Annotated in this window: 20 protein-coding genes and 1 tRNA gene; 13 read left to right on the top strand and 8 right to left on the bottom strand. The window is 65.5% G+C overall.

What is annotated here, in order from left to right; translation table 11 throughout:
* Window positions 1–23: 23 nt before the first annotated feature.
* From CH278_RS11695 to CH278_RS11660, 8 genes are all read right to left on the bottom strand, one after another.
* Window positions 24–848 (bottom strand): hypothetical protein, encoded by an 825-nt coding sequence (locus tag CH278_RS11695; RefSeq protein ID WP_094621953.1) that lies wholly within the window; start codon window positions 846–848, stop codon window positions 24–26.
* A gap of 102 nt (window positions 849–950) precedes the next feature.
* A complete protein-coding gene (locus CH278_RS11690; protein WP_032365573.1) occupies window positions 951–1,484 on the bottom strand; it encodes a MarR family winged helix-turn-helix transcriptional regulator in 534 nt (177 codons plus the stop codon).
* A gap of 35 nt (window positions 1,485–1,519) precedes the next feature.
* Window positions 1,520–2,863, bottom strand: a complete 1,344-nt coding sequence (locus CH278_RS11685) for a DUF2254 domain-containing protein (RefSeq protein WP_052073692.1) — start codon at window positions 2,861–2,863, stop codon at window positions 1,520–1,522.
* A 106-nt stretch (window positions 2,864–2,969) separates the two neighbouring features.
* Window positions 2,970–3,557, bottom strand: coding sequence for a class I SAM-dependent DNA methyltransferase (locus CH278_RS11680; protein ID WP_094621951.1), 588 nt, complete (start codon window positions 3,555–3,557; stop codon window positions 2,970–2,972).
* Between the two features lie 14 nt (window positions 3,558–3,571).
* Complete coding sequence (locus CH278_RS11675) at window positions 3,572–4,492, bottom strand: hypothetical protein (protein WP_094621950.1); 921 nt, start codon at window positions 4,490–4,492, stop codon at window positions 3,572–3,574.
* Window positions 4,493–4,552: 60 nt separating this feature from the next.
* Window positions 4,553–4,625, bottom strand: a tRNA-Arg gene (locus tag CH278_RS11670).
* Between the two features lie 69 nt (window positions 4,626–4,694).
* Window positions 4,695–5,411 carry a DUF305 domain-containing protein gene (locus tag CH278_RS11665; protein ID WP_027497919.1) on the bottom strand — a complete coding sequence of 239 codons (717 nt, stop codon included), beginning with the start codon at window positions 5,409–5,411 and terminating at the stop codon, window positions 4,695–4,697.
* Window positions 5,411–6,334 (bottom strand): DUF3105 domain-containing protein, encoded by a 924-nt coding sequence (locus CH278_RS11660; protein ID WP_027497918.1) that lies wholly within the window; start codon window positions 6,332–6,334, stop codon window positions 5,411–5,413. The genes CH278_RS11665 and CH278_RS11660 overlap by 1 nt, the downstream gene beginning before the upstream one ends.
* A gap of 233 nt (window positions 6,335–6,567) precedes the next feature.
* Here CH278_RS11660 and argS point away from each other — a divergent pair, with 233 nt between their 5' ends.
* From argS to CH278_RS11595, 13 genes are all read left to right on the top strand, one after another.
* Entirely contained in the window at window positions 6,568–8,220 is a 1,653-nt protein-coding gene (argS, locus tag CH278_RS11655; RefSeq protein ID WP_027497917.1) for an arginine--tRNA ligase, read from the top strand.
* Window positions 8,217–9,638, top strand: coding sequence for a diaminopimelate decarboxylase (lysA, locus tag CH278_RS11650; RefSeq protein ID WP_032365576.1), 1,422 nt, complete (start codon window positions 8,217–8,219; stop codon window positions 9,636–9,638). Before argS ends, lysA begins: the two co-directional genes overlap by 4 nt.
* Complete coding sequence (locus CH278_RS11645) at window positions 9,635–10,936, top strand: homoserine dehydrogenase (protein WP_027497915.1); 1,302 nt, start codon at window positions 9,635–9,637, stop codon at window positions 10,934–10,936. The genes lysA and CH278_RS11645 overlap by 4 nt, the downstream gene beginning before the upstream one ends.
* Window positions 10,933–12,000: a threonine synthase gene (thrC, locus tag CH278_RS11640; RefSeq protein ID WP_027497914.1), complete on the top strand. Its 1,068-nt coding sequence runs from the start codon at window positions 10,933–10,935 to the stop codon at window positions 11,998–12,000. The genes CH278_RS11645 and thrC overlap by 4 nt, the downstream gene beginning before the upstream one ends.
* A gap of 19 nt (window positions 12,001–12,019) precedes the next feature.
* On the top strand, window positions 12,020–12,952 hold the full coding sequence (gene thrB, locus CH278_RS11635; RefSeq protein WP_032365577.1) for a homoserine kinase: 933 nt from the start codon (window positions 12,020–12,022) through the stop codon (window positions 12,950–12,952).
* A gap of 310 nt (window positions 12,953–13,262) precedes the next feature.
* A complete protein-coding gene (gene rho, locus CH278_RS11630) occupies window positions 13,263–15,407 on the top strand; it encodes a transcription termination factor Rho (protein WP_080735671.1) in 2,145 nt (714 codons plus the stop codon).
* Window positions 15,408–15,607: 200 nt separating this feature from the next.
* Window positions 15,608–15,841 (top strand): 50S ribosomal protein L31, encoded by a 234-nt coding sequence (gene rpmE / locus CH278_RS11625; protein WP_008715081.1) that lies wholly within the window; start codon window positions 15,608–15,610, stop codon window positions 15,839–15,841.
* 96 nt (window positions 15,842–15,937) lie between these two features.
* On the top strand, window positions 15,938–17,014 hold the full coding sequence (gene prfA, locus CH278_RS11620) for a peptide chain release factor 1 (RefSeq protein ID WP_094621949.1): 1,077 nt from the start codon (window positions 15,938–15,940) through the stop codon (window positions 17,012–17,014).
* A 106-nt stretch (window positions 17,015–17,120) separates the two neighbouring features.
* Window positions 17,121–17,915, top strand: coding sequence for an SHOCT domain-containing protein (locus CH278_RS11615; RefSeq protein ID WP_094621971.1), 795 nt, complete (start codon window positions 17,121–17,123; stop codon window positions 17,913–17,915).
* A gap of 34 nt (window positions 17,916–17,949) precedes the next feature.
* Window positions 17,950–18,834: a peptide chain release factor N(5)-glutamine methyltransferase gene (gene prmC / locus CH278_RS11610; protein ID WP_027497909.1), complete on the top strand. Its 885-nt coding sequence runs from the start codon at window positions 17,950–17,952 to the stop codon at window positions 18,832–18,834.
* Between the two features lie 66 nt (window positions 18,835–18,900).
* Complete coding sequence (locus CH278_RS11605) at window positions 18,901–19,563, top strand: L-threonylcarbamoyladenylate synthase (RefSeq protein WP_027497908.1); 663 nt, start codon at window positions 18,901–18,903, stop codon at window positions 19,561–19,563.
* An 18-nt stretch (window positions 19,564–19,581) separates the two neighbouring features.
* Window positions 19,582–20,790: a glycosyltransferase family 4 protein gene (locus CH278_RS11600; RefSeq protein WP_094621948.1), complete on the top strand. Its 1,209-nt coding sequence runs from the start codon at window positions 19,582–19,584 to the stop codon at window positions 20,788–20,790.
* A gap of 94 nt (window positions 20,791–20,884) precedes the next feature.
* The gene (locus tag CH278_RS11595; protein WP_045840958.1) at window positions 20,885–21,316 is read left to right on the top strand and encodes a hypothetical protein; all 432 of its coding nucleotides are present in this window, start codon (window positions 20,885–20,887) and stop codon (window positions 21,314–21,316) included.
* Window positions 21,317–21,507 lie beyond the last annotated feature (191 nt).

Genomic DNA, 21,507 nt, shown 5'->3' with positions numbered 1-21,507 from the left:
CGGGCTCCACTTCCGGGGCCGTCCTACCTGTCGGGGGACAGGAGGGCGGCCCCGCGGGCCGAGACCAGCTCGGGCATCGTCGGCACCAGGGTGGTCAGGCCGGTCCGCAGTTCGAGAGACCGCGCTATCGAGGTGATGTTCGCGCCGCCGCCGACCACGACGATGGACTGCGGCCTGGCACCGGACAATTCGATGGTCTGCTCCACCAGCATGCCTGCGTAACGGACGGGTCCCGCGATCAGATCGTCGAAGTCGCGCCGTGTCAGCACATGCCGTGCAGTGCCGGCTGGGTCCGTGGTGCTGACGACGGAATCGATGTTCAGTTGCTCCTTGATGGACCGGCTGGCGTCGATTCCGACGCGAACGCCGTTGGACGAGAGCAGCCGGCGCACCGAGTGATCGAGATCGTCGCCGCAGAACGTGGCAGTGCGCCGCGTCATGAGGGTGCGAGTGGACGCGAGATCGATGACGGTGACCGTGGTGCCGGTACTCCCGATGTCGCACAGCACGGTGACGCCGTGATTGGGTACCAGCCCGATGAATCGTAGAAACCGCACTTGCGCAGCGGTTTCCGGAACCAGGGAGGCCGTTCGAGCGGTCCCTCGGGTGGCAACCGTGCCGGGATCGGTGGCGACCCGGTAGGCGATGGCAGAGAACTGCACCGGGAGCGACATCGTCGCGGCAATGGAGTGGATGGCGTCGACGCCGGTGGCGATCGTGGTGGCCAGCGACTGACCGGGAGCGCGGCGCACCGTCCGAGACACGATAGGTGTGCGATGGGGGCTGTCCAGATACGTCAGAATTGCGCGTGCACCGTGCGCACCCGCTCCGACCCCCAACACCAGCACCCCGCCCCGCCCTTCAGCAGACCGACTCCGGCCTGTTCCCGGAGCAATTGGACCACGAACGGTACGGCTGTGCCATTGTCTTGTGACGAGTCACCATCGAACTCAGAACGATGTGGTGATGTCATCACTGTCGAAATCGCCTGCATCCGAACGCAGTTCCGCGAGGATGCGCACCAGCGCCATCAGCTTGTCGCGCGCGAGCCCGGGCTTGGCGAACACCAGCGTGTTCAGGCGCTCGGTGGCTTCGACCGCCAACGTGCGCCCCTGCTCGGTGATTTCGACCAGGGTTGTCCGTCGATCGCTGGGATGGGGAATGCGGCGCACGTAGCCGACCGATTCGAGGCGGTCCACCGCGTTGGTCACACTGGTGGGGTGCACTTGCAGTCGGGCACTGGCCTTCGCCATCGGTAACGCGCCGTTCTTGGTGAACGTCAACAACGTCAGCAACTCGTAGCGCGAAAACGTCAGTCCCGTCGGCTTGAGCGCTTCCTCGACCCGGGCCAGCATGATCTGCTGCGCGCGCATCAGCGAGGTGACCGCGGCCATACCGTCGGCGGCATCGGACCACCCGTGCTTGGTCCACTGACGGTGGGCCTCTGCAATGGGGTCGAGGGGAAGCGGCGACGGTGCTGGCATACACACCATCCTCCCACGGTGCCCGGTTCGAGCGTCTACCGAATGACGGTGCGAAGTACCGCGAGTGGTACCCGATCGGTGATCGCTGCTCGAGTCCGCGAAATCTGCTCGCGGGCATCGGCTGTGCGCGCGCTGTCGGTCTCGTCGACGGTCAGGGCGGCGTCCAACAGGCTCAATTGCGCCAGCACGGCGTCGACATCGTCGGTGGAGCGCGCAGCGCGGCCGACCCTCTCGGCGAGACGAATTCCGGCCTGGACCACCATGGGACTGCCGGTCCCGTAGATGCGCACCGCATCGAGCGCATGGTCGATCAGGATCGAGACGGCCACCCGCCGCACGATCAGTCGCACCTCTCCGTCGGTTCCACGCCGTCCGCGTGACGGTGCCGGCCGTTGGACCAGTGCAACGAGTCCGACGGAGAGATCGTCGATGGCGTTACGCGCCGTGTAGGGATCGTTGACCCCGGTGGACAGCGCCCGGACCGCCATTTCCGTCATCTGCTCGACGGCGAACGCGATGTCGTGGCGCGGCGTCCTACTGGTACCGATGTCGAAAAAAGAGCGGACTCGGTCGATCGATGCGTCGGAGATGTCGGCCGAGCGATCGGCGAGAATGTCGACGAGCGGTTCGCCGGAGACGATGTGCTCGCCCGGGACCCGATGAATTTCGATCAGCGTGCCGTTGTCGGTCGCGATGCCCAGCAGTGCGTCCTCGTCGATGTCGATGATCACCCCGGATGTCTCGGCCAGGACCGTCACGTAGACAGGTGGTTTCGAGATGCCGTCGATCGAAGCGGCGTCGTCGGGAAGATCCGTCGGGTAGAGGGAGTCGACGGATTCCGACAACTCGTCGCGGACTCTCGCGGACAGGGTGGCCACTTGAATCGACTGCGCGATGTGATGGATGAAGTAGACGAGTACGCCTACATCGACCACCGCGAGCGCCACGGCGACATTGACGGCGATGTCCGGGACGAACACCGAACCATCGGACTCGATCGAACGAATCGACCGCAGCACCATCAGCGAGTACAGGAACGTCGCCCCGAAGATACCCAGAACCACCTGATTCCCGCGGTCCGCCATGAAGTTTCGCACCAGGCGGGGGCCGTACGAGGAACTGGCCGTGGCGAGCACGGAGATGGTGATGGAGAACGACGTGGCAGCCACCCCCAGCATCGAGCCACCGATCGCCCCGAGGATGTCCCGGCTGCCACTCGCCCCGACGTGATAGAGCAACGAACCCGTCAGGTCCACGCGGGTGTCGAGTAGGTAGCGATCGAGGCTGACGAGCGCCTGCGCCAGTAGGAGTGCGAGAACTCCGAGGACGGCGGGAATGAACCAGAACGACTCCCGCAACCGCGCTATGTGTTCCTTCATGAGCGACAGTCTTCCCGCCCGGGAACGAATCGACACCCGCACTTGGAATCGCGGCGCTCGCTTCGTTCGAACGAGGCCTGCCGACACAGGCCGGTCTCGTTTCGTCTCAAGCGAGCAGAGCGGGCTTTCGTGCCACGGTGACGGCCCAGTCCGCGTCGGCGCGCCAGGGCCGCAGGTCCCAGGTGGAGAATCGATGTTCGACGAAAAATCCGACGGCAGTGAGATCCTCGTGGAGTTCGTCGGCTGTGTATGCCCGGTCGGTGGCGAAGCCGGTGACGAACACTCCGCCGTCGTTCAGATGTGCCCAGATGCGTTCGAGCGCAGCACGTTCGGTGCCGGGCTCCAGAAAAACCAACACGTTGCCGGCCGCGACGACCGCGTCGAACGTGCGATTCAACTCGAGCGTGGTCAGATCCGCGAGATGCACGTCGAGTTCGGGGTGACTACGCGCCTTCTCGACCAGAATCGGATCGAGATCCACGGCGGTGACGTGGTGGCCACGTCGCGCCAGTTCGGCACCGAGTCTGCCCGTACCGCAGCCGGCGTCGAGGATGGTCGACGCGGGGGAGACCACCGCGTCGACCATGCGGGCTTCACCGTGCAGATCCACGCCGCGTTCGGCCAGACGATCGAATCGCTCGATGTACCGGGCGGAGTCGTCGGCGGAGTTCTCGGCTTGCCAGCGTGTGGTCATGCCGCCAGGGTAGGTCAGCTCGGTTCGTCGAGGGCCGACCGGGCTTCGGTCACGCGTGCCCGCGCCGCCTCGAGCGCCTCCGCCGTCGACTCTGCCTGTTCGACGCTTTTTCTCTCCGCGGCCCGCGCTGCCTTCGCTGTGGCTCTCGCGGCCTCCAGCTCGGCTTCGAGTCTCTCGACTTCTGCTGTCGCGCTGCGTCGTTCGGACGCAGCGCGCTCCGTGCCCTGGTCGGCAGCGTCGGCCGCATCACGTGCGGCATCGAATGCGGTTTCGGCAGAGTCGAGTTCGGCAACCAGGCGATCGTGTTCGGCCTGGCGCAGCAGCTCGGCTTCGTTCTCGGCATCGGATTCCGCTGCGGACTCGGGCGCGTCATCGGCAATATCCGGTTCGCCGTCGTCCTCGGTCTCGGTCTCAGGAGGATCCGGAACGAGCGAGAGCAGCGCGGGGCCGAAGCCGCTGTATGTCTCGGCCACCACCGTTCGGCCCGCACGAACCCGGTCGCGGATCTCCGGATCGGCCATTGCAGCATTGAGGGTGTTGGAAACCTCGCGCGCCGCGTTGTCGCCGACGGTCACGCCACGTTCGAGACCCAATGCAACGGCTCGATCGGTGAGCGCGCGTATCGAAGCGCTTCGAGCGGTGGACAACTCACGCAGTCGATGTCCGTCGCCGCGTTGCTGAGCCCGTTCGAGTTCGGCACCGAGGTCGAACAACTCGGCGACCGCGGATTCGTCCTGACGAGCGAGTGTGTTCACCAACCAGGCCACGACAGTGGGTTTACGGAGTCCGCCGATACGAGTGGCACCGGACTTGTCTCCGGCCTTCTTGAACCGGGTCACATACGCCGATCGGTGCGACACGAAGTCGGCGGGTGCCAGTGAATACAGGTCGTCGATGACGATGACGATGTCGATATCGGGGAGATCCTCGGACATGTGAACAGTCCGTCTCGTTCGAGCAGTCACCTCGGGGAAGTGACATGCGTGAAAGATGTGTGCCCCCGGCAGGATTCGAACCTGCGGCCTTTCGCTCCGGAGGCGAACGCTCTATCCCCTGAGCTACGGGGGCGCACCGGCTTCAGCCGGCGTGCCTGTTGGGCTGTACGAAAGACTAGCGCATGTGCGACGCGAGTCGAAATCACCCCTCGGGCAGCGGCTGCGCACCCTTCGCCGCGAGCATCTGCTTCATCAGAGTCGACTCACTCGTCTGCGTTGCCACCATGGACTTTGCCAGGTTGATCACCGCAGGAGACTGCGCGTGTGTCTGGGCGTACTCCATCATCGCCAGGCCGCCCTCGTGGTGACGCAGCATCAGCTGCAAGAACATGACGTCGACGTCGGTTCCGGTCGCTTGGCGTAGTGCGGCGAGCTCGGTGGAGCTGGCCATGCCGGGCATGGCTCTGGTGGGATCGGAGGATCCCGGTTCCATCGACATGCCGCCCATCGAATGGCCGTGAGAGTCGTCGGCCGTCATCCAGGTCATGTAGCCGTCGGTCGAGATCGGCGCGCGGTCCCACAATGCGAGCCAGCCCTGCATCTGGCCCACCTGATTCTGTTGCGAGGTGAGCATGTCGAACGCCAGGCTCTTGACGGCCTGATCGGGCGCGTTGGTCAACGCGACCGCGGCCATTTCGATGGCCTGGTTGTGGTGCACCGTCATGTCCTGGGCAAATCCGACGTCGACCGAATCTGCTGCGGGGGAGTTGTCACCGCTGCGGAACGGATTCTGCGCCAGGAAGCCCAGCGCGAATCCGATCGCCAGTACGGCGATCACGGCCAAGGCGACCAGCGCAGTGCGCTGGCTCCGCTTGGTCTCGGGGACGCCGTCGACCGAGTCGACTGTCGATTCGGTCATCAGCTCGCGGGCACCTGGAGATCGCTGGGCAGCTGTGCTCCGCCGGGCAACTGTGCTCCGCCGGGCAGGCCGCTCGGCATTCCGCCTGCGCCGCTGGTCTCGCTGGCGTCGGGAGTGATGCCTGCGCCGTCCATCGGAACGGCGTCCGCACCCGGGGCCGAAGCGTCGAACAGCGGCGGGTTGTCGGGATCGAACGCGTTGTCACCGACTCCGGGCACGGATGCGCAGCTGGCACCGACCTCCGGGTAGGCGAATCGGTTGAGGCGCAGAGCCGAGATGAACTGACCGATGCGCTCGTCGTCGACGCTGTCGAGCTTGAGCTGGTGACCCCAGGACTGCAGCGAGACGGGAGTGTCGAGGCCCGGGTACGGCGACATCATCATCTGCGTTTCCCCGTCGACGCGGTCGGCGAGGGACTGAATCTGGTCTTCGTTGAGGTCGTCGGGGTTGTACGTCACCCAGACCGCTCCGTGTTCGAGGGAGTGCACAGCGTTCTCGGTGCGGATGGCCTCGGGGTAGACGATGCCGGTGCAGGTGGCCCACACCGCATCGTGCGGTCCACCGAACGGCGGCGTCTGGTCGTAGGCGACGCGTTGCGCGCGCCCGACGTGCAGGGCTGCCGGGTATTCCTTGATGGTGACGCCGTCGATTCCCGTCGACGGATCCTGATTGCTCTCGCTGGGCGCGAATTTCTGCGCCTCGGCGCGGTCCTGGTACTTGGGGTAGAGGTTGACCCCGAGGCCCACGACGAGTCCGACGACCACAACGACACCGGCAACCGTCAGCCAGGGAATCTGTCTGCCCTTGGCGGCGGGGACACCGCCCTGCTTCTTGCGAGCTGACTTCTTGTTGGCTGCACTGATGGCTTTGTCTGCCTTCGCAGCCGACTTGTTCTGACTGCCTTTGTCGGGACCCGTTGGCATCGCTGTGGTTGCTCTCTCAGTCGAGGAAAAGTGGGTGGTCGGTAGCGCTGGTGGTACGTATCTGCTGGTGACGGCCGTGCTCGACGGTCGTCCGCGCAGAGCGCCCCTACTGTACGTTCTCTGTCTGAGAGCGTGCTCAGAGCCCGTGTGGACCGCATCGGGCCAGGTGGCCCCGCGCTCGGACGGGCAGTGGATGCGAGTATGCCGCACACCAGCCAATAGGATGGCTACCTGTGACTCCCGCCGATCTTGCCGAATTGCTTCACGCGACCGCCGCCAAGGTGCTTGCCGACCGCGGCCTGGACGCATCCGTTCTCCCTGCGAAGCTCACGGTCGAGCGTCCCCGCAATCCCGAGCACGGTGACTATGCCACCAATGTGGCGCTGCAGGTGGCGAAGAAGGCCGGAGCCAATCCCCGTGATTTCGCCGGCTGGCTCGCCGAGGCGCTCGCGGCCGACGCCGCGATCGCCAGTGCCGACGTCGCAGGCCCCGGCTTTCTGAACATCAGGCTGGCTGCCGCAGCGCAGGGCGAGATCGTTGCCCGCGTGCTGGCCGCCGGTGCCGAGTTCGGCAACGGATCCTCGATGGCAGGCAAGAAGGTCAACCTCGAGTTCGTCTCGGCCAACCCCACCGGACCGGTGCACCTCGGTGGAACCCGATGGGCTGCGGTCGGCGATGCCCTCGGACGCATCCTGACCGCGCACGGAGCCGAGGTCACTCGCGAGTACTACTTCAACGATCACGGCGCTCAGATCGATCGCTTCAGCCGGTCGCTCATCGCCGCGGCCAAGGGAGAGCCGGCACCGGAGAACGGGTATGCGGGCGAGTACATCGCCGAGATCGCACAGCAGGTGCTGGCGAAGGAGCCAGAAGCGCTGGCGCTGGCACCCGAGGCGCAGGACGAGACCTTCCGGTCGATCGGTACCCAGCTGATGTTCGACCGCATCAAGGCCAACCTGCACGAATTCGGTGTCGATTTCGACGTCTACTTCCACGAGAACTCACTCTTCGAGTCCGGTGCCGTCGAAAAATCGGTCGACTACCTCAAGAGCTCGGGGAGCCTGTACGAGGAAGACGGTGCATGGTGGCTTCGGTCCACCGAGTACGGCGACGACAAGGATCGCGTCGTCATCAAGAGCGACGGTAATGCTGCCTACATTGCAGGCGACATCGCGTACTTCCAGAACAAGCGTCAGCGCGGATTCGACCTGTGCATCTACATGCTCGGAGCAGACCACCACGGTTACATCGGTCGACTCAAGGCCGCCGCCGCTGCATTCGGCGACGACCCCGAGACCGTCGAGGTGCTGATCGGGCAGATGGTCAACCTCGTTCGCGACGGCGTCGCGGTGAAGATGAGCAAGCGGGCAGGCACCGTCATCACGCTCGACGATCTGGTCGAAGCCATCGGCGTCGACGCGTCGCGCTACGTCATGATCCGGTCGTCCGTCGACTCGAGCATCGACATCGACCTCGCCCTGTGGGCCAGCGCCAGCAACGAGAACCCGGTGTACTACGTCCAGTACGCCCACGCCCGGTTGGCATCGCTCGCGCGCAATGCCGCCGAACTGGGGATCTCGGGCGACGATCCCGATCTGAGCCTGCTGACGCACGAGCAGGAGGGCGAGTTGATCAGGACGATCGGCGAGTACCCGCGGGTGGTGGCCAGTGCCGCCGAACTACGCGAACCACATCGGATCGCCCGCTACCTCGAAGAACTGGCGGGGGCCTACCACCGGTTCTACGGCGCGTGTCGAGTACTTCCCCAAGGAGACGAGGAGCCCGGACCTGTGAACACCGCACGACTGGCATTGGGCAACGCAACCCGACAGGTTCTGGCCAACGGCCTCGAACTGCTCGGTGTCAGCGCACCGGAGCGCATGTGAGCGCACATCCGGCAGGGCCCAAGCACGCCGATGCCCCAGCCAAGCAGTCGATGTCCGAGCGTCCGAGCGCCGCGTCGGACATGACGACGCTTCCCGAACAGGTGTGGCCACGCAACGCGGCACGCGGCGACGACGGCACGGTTCGGCTCGCGGGGGTGTCGGTCACCGACCTCGCGGCGCAGTACGGCACCCCACTGTTCGTCGTGGACGAGGACGACTTCCGCGCACGCTGCCGCGAGATGGCCGCTGCGTTCGGGGCACCCGAACGAGTTCACTACGCCTCCAAGGCATTTCTGTGTGGCGAGATCGCTCGTTGGGTGGCCGACGAGGGTCTCTCGCTCGACATCTGCTCGGGCGGTGAGCTGGCCATCGCCCTGGCTGCCGGATTCCCGGCGGATCGAATTGCGATGCACGGCAACAACAAATCCGTGGCCGAGCTCGAGGCCGGAGTGAGTGCCGGAGTCGAGCACGTCGTTCTCGACTCCAATATCGAGATCGACCGTCTCGACGCCGTGGCCGGTTCGGCCGGTGTGGTGCAGGACGTGCTGATTCGTATCACCGTCGGCGTCGAGGCACACACGCACGAGTTCATCGCGACCGCCCACGAGGATCAGAAGTTCGGCTTCTCGCTCGCCGACGGCTCGGCGATCGAAGCCGTCCGTCGGGTGTTCGCCGCAGACAACCTTCGTCTCGTGGGGCTGCACAGTCACATCGGCTCGCAGATCTTCGAGGTCGACGGTTTCGAGCTGGCTGCGCACAAGGTCATCGGGCTGCTGCGCGACATCGTCGCCGAGTTCGGTGTGGACAAGACCTCGCAGATCTCGACGCTCGATCTCGGTGGCGGCATGGGTATTTCGTACGTACCGAGTGACGATCCGCCGCCCGTCGACCAATTGGCGGCCAAGCTGGCGAGCATCGTCGAGACGGAGTCGGCCGCGGCCGGTTTGCCGGTTCCGACCATTGCCGTCGAGCCGGGTCGAGCCATCGCCGGGCCGGGCACCGTGACGGTCTACGAGGTGGGCACCGTCAAGGACGTCACCGTCGACAACGCCACCCGCAGGCGGTACATCAGTGTCGACGGCGGTATGAGCGACAACATTCGTACGTCGCTGTATCAGGCCGAGTACGACTGCCGCTTGGTCTCGCGTACCAGCGACGCCGACGCCGTGATGGCTCGCGTGGTCGGAAAGCACTGTGAGAGTGGCGATATCGTCATCAAGAACACGTGGATGCCGGCCGACGTCGGGCCCGGTGATCTGCTCGCCGTCGCAGCCACCGGTGCTTACTGCTACTCCATGTCCAGCCGCTACAACCTGCTGACGCGGCCCGCTGTGGTCGCGGTCAAGGACGGGCGTGCGCGCCTGATCCTGCGGCGGGAAACCATCGAAGATCTGCTCAGCTTGGAGGTTCAGCCATGACATCGAAGCCGATAGGCGTCGCCGTACTCGGACTCGGAAACGTCGGTAGCGAGGTCGTCCGGATCATCACCGAGAATGCAGCGGACTTCGAGGCCAGAATCGGTGCGCCACTGGAGATTCGGGGAATCGCGGTACGTCGGATCGACGGCGATCGCGGAGTACCGGCCGAACTGCTCACCGACGACCCGGCCGAATTGGTCGGTCGCGACGACGTCGACATCGTCGTCGAGGTGCTCGGCGGTATCGACATCCCACGCAAGCTGGTGTTGTCGGCGCTCGAGAACGGCAAGTCCGTCATCACTGCGAACAAGGCCCTGCTCGCCGAATACACCGGAGAGTTGGCCGACGCGGCCGAGAAATCGCGCGCCGACCTGTATTTCGAGGCAGCTGTCGCCGGGGCCATTCCGGTGGTGCGGCCGTTGATGCAGTCCTTGGCAGGCGACCGCGTGAACAAGGTCGCGGGCATCGTCAACGGCACCACCAACTTCATCCTGTCGGCCATGGACGAGACCGGTGCGGACTACGCCGAAACCCTCGCCGAGGCAGGGCGACTGGGATACGCCGAGGCCGATCCGACCGCCGATGTCGAGGGCTACGACGCCGCGTCCAAGGCGGCCATCCTCGCCTCGATCGCGTTCCACACTCGGGTCACGGCCGGCGACGTCTACCGCGAGGGCATCAGCAAGATCACTGCAGACGACCTCGAGACCGCGAAGTCTCTCGACTGCACCATCAAATTGCTGGCCATCTGCGAGCGCATCACCACGCCCAAGGGCAAGGAGCGCATCTCGGCCCGGGTCTACCCGGCACTCGTTCCGCTCGATCACCCGTTGGCGTCGGTGAACGGCGCGTTCAACGCCGTCGTCGTCGAGGCCGAGGCCGCAGGCCGGTTGATGTTCTACGGCCAGGGTGCGGGCGGCGCGCCGACGGCGTCCGCTGTGCTCGGCGACCTGGTGATGGCCGCGCGCAACAAGTTCTACGGAGGCCGCGGCCCACTCGAGTCCAAGTACGCCAAGCTCAAGGTGGCCCCGATGGGTGACATCCTCACCCGGTACTACGTCAGCATGCAGGTGGCCGACAAGCCCGGCGTTCTCGCTACCGTGGCCGCCGAATTCTCCAAGCGCGACGTCAGCATCTCCACCGTGCGCCAGCACGGCGCGGGTGACGGGGCCAGGCTCGTCGTGGTCACGCACCTCGCGGCCGATTCCGCACTGTCCGACACCGTTGCATCCCTCGAGCAGTTGGACGTGGTCGTCCACGTCGCCAGCGTTCTCAGATTGGAAGGCACCACAGTATGAGCGTCCACACCCCCTGGCCCGGTCTGATCGAGGCGTACCGCTCGCGTCTGGCGATCGGTCCCGACTGGAAGACCGTCACCCTGCGCGAGGGCGGCACCCCGCTGCTGCCCGCCGGGCACCTGTCCGAATTGACCGGCTGCACAGTGCACCTGAAGGTCGAGGGACTCAACCCCACCGGCTCGTTCAAGGACCGCGGCATGACCATGGCCGTCACCGACGCGCTCGCCCGTGGGCAAGAAGCAGTGCTGTGCGCGTCCACCGGCAACACCTCGGCGTCCGCTGCGGCCTACGCGGCCAAGGCCGGCATGTCCTGTGCCGTACTGGTTCCGCAGGGCAAGATCGCGATGGGCAAGCTGGCTCAGGCAGTCATGCACGGCGCGAAGATCATTCAGGTCCAGGGCAACTTCGACGACTGCCTCGAACTGGCGCGCAAGACCACGGCCGAGTTCCCGACGATCGGTCTGGTCAACTCCGTCAACCCCGTGCGTATCGAGGGGCAGAAGACCGCGGCGTTCGAGATCTGCGACGCCCTCGGCGATGCACCCGACATCCATGCTCTACCGGTCGGCAACGCGGGCAACATCACCGCGTACTGGCGCGGGTACTCCGAGTACTTCCGCGACGGCCTCACCACCCGCAAGCCGCGGATGCTCGGCGTGCAGGCCGCGGGTGCCGCTCCTCTGGTTCACGGTGCGCCCGTGAAGGACCCGGAAACGATCGCGACCGCAATCCGGATCGGCTCACCCGCATCCTGGAACGGTGCCGTCAATGCCAAGGAAGAATCGAACGGAGCATTCCGGGCCGCGACCGACGAGGAGATCCTCGAGGCGTACCGGTTGATTGCGAAGACCGAGGGCGTGTTCGTCGAACCGGCCTCCGCGGCCAGCGTCGCCGGACTGTTGGCGGCTCGAAAGGAAGGGTGGCTGGAGCCGGGCCTGACCGTTGTCTGCACGGTGACCGGCAACGGTCTCAAGGATCCCGACACTGCACTGTCGGGAATGCCTGTCGTGGAACCGATTTCGGTCGATCCCGTCGCTGTTGCGGCTGCGCTCGAGCTGGCCTGAGTTGACGGAATCTCCGGCAATGACGAAGACGCTTCCCATCGGGCTCACGGTGACCGCGCGTGTGCCGGCCTCCAGTGCCAACATCGGCCCCGGATTCGACAGTCTCGGAATGGCTTTGGGCCTGTACGACGAGATCGAGGTCACGACCACGGCGTCGGGCCTGTCGATCCACGTCGACGGTGAGGGGTCGGCGGACGTTCCGTGGGGACCGACGCACCTCGTCGTGCGGGCCATCGAGCGGGGTCTGGAAGCGGCCGGAGTGTGGGCGGATGGATTGAATGTCCACTGCCGCAACGTCATTCCGCATTCGAGAGGTCTCGGATCCTCGGCCTCGGCCGTGGTCGGCGGGCTCGCCGCGGCCAATGCACTCGCGTCGAAGGTGGACCCCGCGCTGTCGTTGTCGGACAGTCAGTTGGTGCAGTTGTCGTCCGAGTTCGAGGGGCACCCCGACAACGCGTCGGCGAGTTGCCTCGGCGGTGCCGTCGTGTCGTGGAGCGAACCGCCCAATGCCAGTGTGACGGCACGCAAGTACGCCGCCGTGCGCCTGGACGTACATCCCAGCATCAAGGTCGTCGTGCTCGTGCCCTCCGAGCGCTCCTCGACCTCGCACACACGGGGATTGCTGCCGGAGTTGGTGCCGCACCGCGACGCCGCCTTCAACGTCAGTCGCAGTGCGCTCGCCGTCGTCGCATTGACCGAGCGTCCGGATCTGCTGATGGCTGCCACCGAGGATCTACTGCATCAGGGCCAGCGGGCACAGGCGCTGCCCGACACCACCCGGTGGATCGCGACGTTGCGCGCCCGCTCGATCGCCGCGGTGGTGTCGGGAGCAGGCCCTACCGTCATGGCCCTGTGCACCGAAGAATTCCCGGCCGATCTGCGCGACGCTGCGCTGGCCGAGGGATGGCGAGTTCTCGACCTCGAGGTGGCCGACGGAGTCACGGTCGCATGACCGACACCGAATAGGGTTCTTGCCGAGCGAGGACAACGACGCTATGGTGAACCCTGTCCGTACATCGTGCGCTTCAGACGCCGGTTTCGTCAGGGCAATCAGGTCACTGTATTCGGGGGAGTTCAGAACGTCCGAGTGATGTGACGCTCCTGGCTCGGTCCTTCCCGTAGTTCGCTGCGGTCCCGGACCGATGGTGTCGTCGGCGGAGTGCGTCGAACATGAACGGCAATATCCGAGTTCGGCAGAAAGCCGAGCTGCGGAACGAACCCTCGGCTGCGCATCGAGCGAGCGAGGGAAGGAAAGGACCTCCGTGACCGATACGGAACTCATCTCTGCGCCCGAAACGTCACGCCGTCGCGCCGGCCTGTCCGGAATGGTTCTCACCGAGCTACGCAGCCTCGCTGGCGAACTCGGCATCAAGAGCATCTCCGGCATGCGCAAGGGCGATCTGATCGCGGCCATCACCGAGCGTCAATCGGGCACCGCGCCGGCCAAGTCCGCTGCGCCGAAGTCCGATGCGCCGAAGAGCGATGCACCGAAGGCCGACGCTCCCAAGGCTCGACGCGCTGCTGCGTCGGCAACGGTTGCCGACGAACGACCCGCAATCGACACTGCTCCCGAGCCTGCGACGGCTGCCGACACGTCGGACGCAGCACCCGAGGCCGGACGTCGCACCCGGGGCCGCCGCGCCGCGGGTCGCCGCGCAGGTGCGCCCGACCAGTTGCCACTGGACGGCAGCGGCGACACGGCCGCATCGGCCCCCGCTACCGCGGAGTCGACCGCTGCAGCGGAGACCACCGACAAGCAGGACGATTCCGGCGAGAACGCCGCAGCGGAGCGCCCACGTCGTAGCCGCGGCGAGCGCAACCGCCAGGACGGTGCCGAGCGCGAACCGCGTGACACCGACAACGGCAACCGCAACCAGGGCGATCGCAACCAGGGCGATCGCAACCAGGGGGACCGGGACGGCGGCAATCGCGACAATGCGGGCCGCAACCAGGGCGACCGGGACAACTCGAACCGCGACTCCAACCGTGAGAACGGCAACCGCAATCAGAACGACCGTGGCGGACGCAATCGCAATCAAGGCGACGGCCGCAACGACAACCGCAACGACAACCGAAACGACAATCGCAACGAGGACCGCAACAACGGCCCGCGCGACAACCGTGACAACAACCAGGACGACGACGGCGAAGGCCGCGGTCGCAGGGGTCGACGGTTCCGTGAGCGTCGTCGTGGACGCGACCGCGGCGAGGGCAACGAGGGCGGCGGCGGTCGCGAGCGCGACACCGAGATCCGCGAGGACGATGTTCTCCAGCCGGTAGCCGGCATTCTCGACGTTCTCGACAACTACGCGTTCGTTCGGACCTCGGGTTACCTGGCCGGACCGAACGACGTCTACGTGTCGATGAACCTGGTGCGCAAGAACGGCCTTCGCCGCGGCGACGCCGTCACCGGTGCCGTTCGGGTGGCGCGTGAAGGTGAGCAGTCGGGTCAGCGTCAGAAGTTCAACCCGCTGGTGCGTCTGGATACCGTCAACGGGGGAGAGGTCGAGGCCGCGCGCAAGCGTCCGGAGTTCGGCAAGCTCACCCCGCTGTACCCCAACCAGCGGCTGCGCCTCGAGACCCAGCAGAACATCCTGACCACGCGCATCATCGACCTGGTGATGCCCATCGGTAAGGGTCAGCGCGCGTTGATCGTCAGCCCCCCGAAGGCCGGTAAGACGAGCGTTCTGCAGGCCATCGCCAACGCGATCGCCATCAACAACCCCGAGTGCTACCTGATGGTCATCCTCGTCGACGAGCGTCCCGAGGAAGTGACCGACATGCAGCGCTCGGTCAAGGGCGAGGTCATCGCCTCGACCTTCGACCGCCCGCCGGGTGACCACACGGCGGTCGCCGAGCTGGCGATCGAGCGTGCCAAGCGTCTGGTCGAGGCCGGCCAGGACGTCGTTGTCCTGCTCGATTCGATCACTCGACTGGGCCGCGCGTACAACAACAGCTCGCCTGCTTCGGGCCGCATCCTCTCCGGTGGTGTCGACTCGACCGCGCTGTACCCGCCCAAGCGATTCCTCGGCGCGGCACGAAACATCGAGCACGGTGGATCGCTGACGATCATCGCCACGGCCATGGTCGAGACCGGATCCACCGGCGACACCGTGATCTTCGAGGAGTTCAAGGGAACCGGTAACGCCGAGCTCAAGCTCGATCGCAAGATCGCCGAGCGTCGGGTGTTCCCCGCGGTGGACATCAACCCGTCCAGCACCCGTCACGACGAGCTTCTTCTCGCTCCGGACGAGGCGGCCGTGGTGCACAAGCTGCGTCGCGTGTTGTCCGGTCTCGACTCGCATCAGGCCATCGACCTGCTGGTCGATCGCCTGAAGAAGAGCAAGAACAATCTCGAATTCCTGATGGAAGTGTCGAAGACAGCTCCCGGCGGCATCAACGATTGATCCCGTGTTCCCCGGGTCCGAGGGTCCGGGGAACAAGAGGGCAGGTGCCCGCGTTGTAAGCATCTGTCGGCACAGAAGTACCGACGATTAGCAGGGCAGATACACGCTCTGGCATAATCAACGGCCGAGTCCGGTTCCGGTTCACGTCTTCGATCAGCGAAGGCGACCCGGCGACCATTACAAAGAACGGTAAGGACACCATGAAGGCAGGAATTCACCCCGACTACACACTGACGACAGTCGTCTGTGGTTGCGGCAATACTTTCGAGACCCGAAGCACCACCGACAAAGAGCGCATCAGCGTCGAGGTCTGCTCGCAGTGCCACCCCTTCTACACCGGCAAGCAGAAGATTCTCGACACCGGCGGTCGCGTCGCTCGCTTCGAGGCTCGCTACGGTAAGCGCGCCGGCAAGAAGGCCGACGCAGACAGCTAGCTGTTTCGCCGACGCCCGTCCTGTGAACTACAGGGCGGGCGTCGGCTTTTTTGTGTCCATACCCGGTTTCACCAGTTCGGAGAGTGAGTCGTCACCATGGCGAGAACAGACAAGCCTTCGGCCATCGACGACATCCTCGCCGAACACTCCGGCCTCGAGCAGCAACTGGCCGACCCCGCCCTGCACAACGACCCGTCCGCAGCGCGCAGGGCAGGCAAGAGGTTCGCCGAGCTGGCACCGATCATGTCGGCGCACACCAAGTTGACCGCCGCTCAGGACGACCTCGAAGCCGCACGTGAACTCGCCGCCGACGATTCGTCGTTCGCCGCAGAGATTCCCGAGCTCGAGGCAACAGTTCTGCACCTGGAACAGACGCTGACCGATCTTTTGGCACCACGCGACCCGCACGACGGCGACGACATCGTGATGGAGGTCAAGTCGGGTGAGGGCGGCGAGGAGTCGGCGCTCTTCGCGGCCGACCTGGCGCGGATGTACGTCCGCTACGCCGAACGCCGCGGCTGGCGAGTCGAGGTTCTCGACGCGAACGTCTCGGACCTGGGTGGCTACAAGGACGCGACGTTGTCGATCAAGACCAAGGATCCGCTCGACGGCGTCTGGGCGCGGCTGAAGTTCGAGGGTGGCGTCCATCGCGTGCAGCGGGTGCCGGTCACCGAATCGCAGGGACGCGTGCATACCTCCGCGGCCGGCATTCTGGTGTATCCGGAGCCCGACGAGGTCGAGGAAGTGCAGATCGACGAAACCGATCTGCGCATCGACGTCTACCGCTCGTCCGGCAAGGGCGGTCAGGGTGTCAACACCACCGACTCCGCTGTCCGCATCACCCATTTGCCCACCGGCATTGTCGTCACCTGTCAGAACGAGCGATCGCAGTTGCAGAACAAGGCGCGTGCGATGCAGGTGCTCGCGGCGCGTCTGCAGGCGGCCGCGGAGGAAGCGGCCAACGAAGAGGCCTCGGCCGGCCGAGCCAGTCAGGTGCGTACCGTCGACCGCTCGGAGCGGATCAGGACGTACAACTACCCCGAGAACCGCATCACCGATCACCGCATCGGATTCAAAGCGCACAACCTCGACGCTCTGCTCGACGGTGACATGGATGCACTGCTCGACGCGCTCGCGAAGGCCGACCGCGACGAACGTATGCAAGCAGAATAACTGCGCGCCAACCGTTTTCGGTTCTCGCGCTGCTGATCGAACGAATCTCGAGATACCCTGGCGATCAAATTCGACCCGCCCGCGCGCCATGAAAGGCACACCCGAGATGAACCAGGCCTTGACCCCCGCAGGCGAGAACGCCGTCACCGAACTCGCTTCCCGCTACGGGGTGTCCACCGACGCGGTCCGCACCATGCTCGACGCCGTCAACAACGGCCGCGGCACCATGGCGCAGTTCAACATTCCCGAGCTCGGCGGCAGTGGGCAGTGGATGCGCGGCGGTATGACGATGGTGGGCAACATGTTCGATCACGGCCTCAAAAGTCGGGTCGACGGTTTGTGCCGCGATCTGTCCGCCGTGTTGGCGCAGCATCAGGTCTATCCGCCGAGAGATGCCGGTACGGGATCGTTCGGCGGCACTTCCTTCGGCGGGGGATCGTGGTGGCCGTCGGATCTGGGTTCGCCGAGTTCGAGCGGTGGCCAGAACGGATCGCAGTACGCGGTGTTTCCAGGATCTCGTCGCCTCGCCGTCCTCGTGGGAGGGGAATTGGCGGTGTACGACACCCTCGATCACTCCATCGGCGGAGTGCAACAGCAGCAGGGTGGGGGTCCGGGTTCGGTGGAGTTCACCAGCCAGTACGGCACGTTCACCGCGGCGAGTCTGCCGCGCGTCGACCAACGGTCCGCCGACGCGCCACCGCAGAACATGACTTCGTCGCAGCAGCCGCAGCCGGACGCACAGAATTTCGCGTCTGCGCAGTCGGGTTCACCTGCTCACACCGGTGTCGACATCTCGGACATCACCGCTGCGATCGAGGCGCTCGCCGGTCTGCATGCGAAGGGATTTCTGACCGACGACGAGTTCTTCGCAAAGAAGTCGGAGTTGCTGGGGCGGCTGTGAGTCCGGTGTCGGACCGCCGTGGCAGTCTGTACAAGTGAGCCGCAAGCCGTTACGCCTAGCCATCCTCGAAGCGACGTCGATGCTCGAGGCCGCCGGTGTGCCGAGCCCTCGGGTGGATGCGGAGCTACTCGCCGCGCACCTCGTCGGAGTCGATCGCGGTCGGCTGGGGTTGGTGCCGTTGGTGGAGCCCGAACTCGTCGAGGCGTACTTCCGAACAGTCGAGCAGCGCGCGAAACGTATTCCCCTGCAATACATCACGGGAACGACGTCATTGGGAAACATCGATGTCGAGGTGGGTCCCGGGGTGTTCGTTCCACGTCCCGAAACCGAGTTGCTGTTGGCGTGGGCGCTCGCTTTTCTCGAGAACGTCGGCCATCACCCGCCCGTGGTGCTGGACCTGTGCACGGGGTCGGGCGCGCTGGCGCTGGCCATCGCGAACGCACGCCCGGATGCCGTCGTGCACGCCGTCGAGCTCGATCCATCGGCGTTGGCGTGGGCCCGGCGCAACGCGGATCTGCGTGCCGAGCAGGGTGATTCGCCGATCACGTTGCATCACGGAGACGTCACTTCTCGGGAGCTGTTGACCGACCTCGACGGCTCGGTGGACATGATCGTCGCGAACCCGCCGTACATTCCGGACGGGGCCGAGCTCGATCCGGAAGTACTCGACCACGATCCGCACATCGCGCTCTTCGGCGGCGAGGACGGGTTGTCGGTCATCGAGCCGATGATCGGCAACATCGCGCGGTGGCTACGTGTCGGCGGCGGAGTCGCCATCGAGCACGACGACTCGAACGGGGAGGGCGTCGCTGCTCTGTTGTCTCGGCGACGAGTCTTCACCCAGGTCACCGAGCATCCGGACCTGGCCGGCCGCCCCCGCTTCGTCGTGGCGGCACGGGCGACGCCGCCCTCTGCCTGAGCGGCAAGGCGGCAAGCCGGCGGCACCTGACATCACTTCGTTACCGAAGGTGGAAGGATAGGCGGAGTGAGTACCGTCTACGACTGCCGTGAAGCCGATGCGCGGGCTGCCGGATTGACCGCAGCGCGCGGTGCCCTCAAATCCGGTCGACTCGTCGTGATGCCCACCGACACGCTCTACGGGATCGCCGCCGACGCGTTCGACGGCAGCGCGGTCACCGACCTGCTGCGCGCCAAGGGGCGGGGACGCGATATGCCGGTCCCGGTCCTTGTAGGTTCGTGGAACACGATCGACGGCCTGGTGCAGAGCGTCCGGCCGCGGACCCGAGATCTGATTCGAGCCTTCTGGCCCGGCGCATTGAGCATCGTGGTCCAGCAGGCACCGTCGCTGGCGTGGGATCTGGGTGATGCTCAGGGAACCGTCATGCTCCGGATGCCGCTGCACCCGGTCGCGCTCGAGCTCCTTCGGGAAGTAGGTCCGCTGGCGGTGTCCAGTGCGAATATTTCGGGAAGTCCGCCCGCCACCACGGTGACGCAGGCGCGAGAACAACTCGGTGGATCTGCAGCGGTTTATCTCGACGGGGGGCCGGCCGACCACGCGGTGGCCTCCACCATCGTGGACCTGACCGGTGAGCACGCACGAATCTTGCGGGTCGGTGCCATTCCCACGGAGCAGATTGCCGAGGTTCTCGGTGTCACCGCCGAAAGCCTGGTCCCAGGAGCGTCCTGACATGCCCGTCCGTTCCGCATGAGCGTCGAGGTGCTTGCCCAGTCGAATCTGGGCGCAGGCGTTCCGATCCGCGAGCTGCTGCTTGTTTTCCTGACGGCCGCTGTCGTCACGTTCTTCGCGACCGGTGGCGTTCGAGTGGCCGCGATCAAGTTCGGCGCAGTCGCCATTCCTCGTGATCGTGACGTCCACGTGCAGGCCACCCCGCGACTCGGGGGACTGGGCATCTACGCCGGCATGCTCGCCGCGCTGCTGTTCGCCTCGCAGCTGCCCGCGTTGGCCCGCGGATTCGATGTCGCCTACAACCGCGACATTCCGGCTGCGCTGGTCGCAGGCTTCGTGATCGTGTTGGTCGGCGTCATCGACGACCGTTGGGGTCTGGACGCCCTGACGAAGTTCGTCGGCCAGGTGACGGCGGCCGGCGTCCTGGTCATCATGGGTGTGAGCTGGGTTGTGCTCTACCAGCCCTGGGGCGGCGAGCCCGGCCAACCGGGCAGCACCCTGGTGCTCGACCAGCTTCAGGCCGGACTGGTGACCGTTCTGATCACCGTCGTCATCGTCAACGCGATGAACTTCGTCGACGGCCTCGACGGGCTCGCAGCCGGACTCGGCCTCATTTCGTCGGTCGCGATCTGCATCTTTTCGGTGGGCCTGCTGCAGGAACAGGGGGGCGACGTCGGCGTCTACCCTCCTGCTTTGATCGCGGCAGCGCTGGCCGGTGCGTGCCTGGGATTTCTGCCGCACAATTTCCAACCGGCGCGCATCTTCATGGGCGATTCGGGGTCCATGTTGATCGGGTTGACACTGGCCACGATCTCGACGAGTGCCTCGGGGCGCATTCCGTTGACGGCCTACGGTCCACGCGATCTGCTGGGTCTGTTGTCGCCGCTCCTGTTGGTCGGTGCCGTGATGCTCATTCCGATACTCGATCTGTTGCTCGCCGTCGTTCGCCGCACTCGGGCCGGGCGAAGTCCGTTCAGCCCCGACAAGATGCATCTCCATCACCGACTCCTGCAGATCGGCCACTCGCATCGACGGGTGGTCCTGGTGATCTACCTCTGGGTCGGTGTGCTCGCGTTCGGTGCGGTCGGATCCTCACTTCTCGACCGGCGCATCGTGGTGCTCCTCGTCGCTGCCGGTCTGGTGTTCGCGCTCGTCGTCACGGCTGTGCCCACTCTGCGGGTGGATCGATCGCCCGGATCCGAACGCCGGGGTGTCCGACGCCGCTGATCGGCTCGGTGGTTCTTCGGTCGTGTCCCGGCTGGTGCCGGCAACCGGGTACCACTGGGTACTCTCGACAACTGTGACCTTCACCCCGCAGCCCATGCCCGACCAATTCGCACCGCTTCGTGCCGCGGTCCGCTACGGCCTCATCGGCCTGGTGGTACTGACGGTGGTGAGCGTGGGGATTTCGGTTGCTGCTGCGGGAACTCCAGGATTGTGGGGATCGATCATCGGAGTGGCCATCGGGGGCGGGTTCGTCATCACGACCGCGCTGTCGGTGGCTCTGACCACGCGGTTTCCCGCGTCGGCGGTCGGAGCGCTGTTGCTCGGTGGGTGGTTGGTCAAGATGGTCATCGCGCTGATCGTGCTCGTGGCACTCAAAGATGCGGACTTCTACAACCGGTATTCGCTCGGGCTGACCATTCTGGGGGCTCTGGTGGTGGTCCTGGGCGCGGAGGTGTTCGGTGTCGTCAAGACGAAGGTGGGCTACGTCGACAGCGTTCCTGCCGACGGGAACCCCGACAAGTCGTAGTACGACAAGCTGTCGTAATCGGTTAAGCTGAGGGCCGCCTACACAACGTCGTAGTTCTGTTGATAAAGTTTGCATCAAGCGATGGGCAAGACCGGGACGAAAGAGACTTTTTCCCCGGACTGGACCCCCGCAGGTAACCATCAGCGTGAGCTTCCTTACAGTAGGCCCGGAGTCGCAGACTTCGGCAACGT

This window comes from Rhodococcus sp. 05-2254-5 (genome assembly GCF_002258575.1).
Lineage (GTDB): Bacteria > Actinomycetota > Actinomycetes > Mycobacteriales > Mycobacteriaceae > Rhodococcoides > Rhodococcoides fascians.
Note: the sequence above shows the minus strand (reverse complement) of the source record. Positions and strands in the feature narration are given on the sequence as shown.

Bases quoted from the DNA above. Each gene is read 5' to 3' on its own strand.
- CH278_RS11675 (WP_094621950.1), bottom strand. From the start codon at position 4,492: ATGTCCGAGGATCTCCCCGATATCGACATCGTCATCGTCATCGACGAC.
- rpmE (WP_008715081.1), top strand. From the start codon at position 15,608: ATGAAGGCAGGAATTCACCCCGACTACACACTGACGACAGTCGTCTGT.
- CH278_RS11680 (WP_094621951.1), bottom strand. From the start codon at position 3,557: ATGACCACACGCTGGCAAGCCGAGAACTCCGCCGACGACTCCGCCCGG.
- CH278_RS11665 (WP_027497919.1), bottom strand. From the start codon at position 5,411: ATGACCGAATCGACAGTCGACTCGGTCGACGGCGTCCCCGAGACCAAG.
- CH278_RS11615 (WP_094621971.1), top strand. From the start codon at position 17,121: ATGAACCAGGCCTTGACCCCCGCAGGCGAGAACGCCGTCACCGAACTC.
- CH278_RS11600 (WP_094621948.1), top strand. From the start codon at position 19,582: ATGAGCGTCGAGGTGCTTGCCCAGTCGAATCTGGGCGCAGGCGTTCCG.
- thrC (WP_027497914.1), top strand. From the start codon at position 10,933: ATGAGCGTCCACACCCCCTGGCCCGGTCTGATCGAGGCGTACCGCTCG.
- thrB (WP_032365577.1), top strand. From the start codon at position 12,020: ATGACGAAGACGCTTCCCATCGGGCTCACGGTGACCGCGCGTGTGCCG.
- CH278_RS11660 (WP_027497918.1), bottom strand. From the start codon at position 6,334: ATGCCAACGGGTCCCGACAAAGGCAGTCAGAACAAGTCGGCTGCGAAG.
- CH278_RS11685 (WP_052073692.1), bottom strand. From the start codon at position 2,863: ATGAAGGAACACATAGCGCGGTTGCGGGAGTCGTTCTGGTTCATTCCC.
- CH278_RS11690 (WP_032365573.1), bottom strand. From the start codon at position 1,484: ATGCCAGCACCGTCGCCGCTTCCCCTCGACCCCATTGCAGAGGCCCAC.
- prfA (WP_094621949.1), top strand. From the start codon at position 15,938: ATGGCGAGAACAGACAAGCCTTCGGCCATCGACGACATCCTCGCCGAA.
- CH278_RS11595 (WP_045840958.1), top strand. From the start codon at position 20,885: ATGCCCGACCAATTCGCACCGCTTCGTGCCGCGGTCCGCTACGGCCTC.
- CH278_RS11645 (WP_027497915.1), top strand. From the start codon at position 9,635: ATGACATCGAAGCCGATAGGCGTCGCCGTACTCGGACTCGGAAACGTC.